This window comes from Frankia tisae (assembly GCF_025403405.1).
Taxonomy (GTDB): Bacteria; Actinomycetota; Actinomycetes; order Frankiales; family Frankiaceae; genus Frankia; species Frankia tisai.
In genome coordinates this window covers 1-779 of sequence record NZ_JANEZT010000758.1, presented here as the reverse complement: position 1 = coordinate 779, position 779 = coordinate 1, and the positions used below count along the sequence as shown (strand labels likewise).

Annotated in this window: 1 protein-coding gene; it reads left to right on the top strand. The window is 74.1% G+C overall.

Annotated features, from left to right (window positions below):
- Window positions 1-139: 139 nt before the first annotated feature.
- Window positions 140-779: histidine phosphatase family protein (locus NBZ85_RS31525; RefSeq protein ID WP_261563471.1), on the top strand; the 640-nt coding region annotated here is incomplete at its 3' end.

Sequence of the window (779 nt, the reverse complement as noted above, 5' to 3'; positions counted from 1 at the left end):
CCGTGCGGCTGGCCCGGGGCTTCACCGGCCGGTCCACGATCATCAAGTTCGCCGGCTGCTACCACGGGCACGTCGACGCCCTGCTCGCCGCCGCCGTGCCCGATCCAACGCCCGTGCCCGCGACCAGCGGACGCCGGTCATGACGGGCCCGGCGCAGGAGCCGGTGGGCGACGAGCTGGTGAGCACCTCGTCGGACCAGCCGCGAGCCACCGGATCGGGACCGCGCAGCGGCGCCGAGCGGGGGCCGCTGACAAGAGTGCATCTGGTCCGCCACGGGGAGGTCTTCAACCCGGAGAAGGTCCTCTACGGCCGACTGCCCGGATACGGGCTGTCCGAGACCGGCCACCGCCAGGCCAAGGTGACCGCCGAGTTCCTCGCCGGGATGGACGTCGCCGCCGTGGTCGCGAGCCCCCTGGACCGCGCCCAGCAGACGGCCACTCCCATCGCCGCTGCCCACGGCCTGCCCATCGAGGTCGACCCGAGGCTGATCGAGAGCCGCAACGCCTTCGAGGGCAAGCCGTTCGAGGCGGGCCCGGCGGTCCTGCGCTACCCGCACCTGTGGCGGCTGCTGGCCAACCCGTTCCGGCCATCATGGGGCGAGCCGTACACTGAGATCGCCGAGCGGATGCTCGCCGCCGCCGCCGAGTGGCGCGACGTCCACCCCGGGCGGCACGTCGTGCTGGTCAGCCATCAGCTCCCGGTGTGGACCGCCCGGCGGGCGCTGGAGGGGCTGCACCTGTGGCACCGTCCCGACCGTCGCCAGTGCGGTCTGGCCAGCG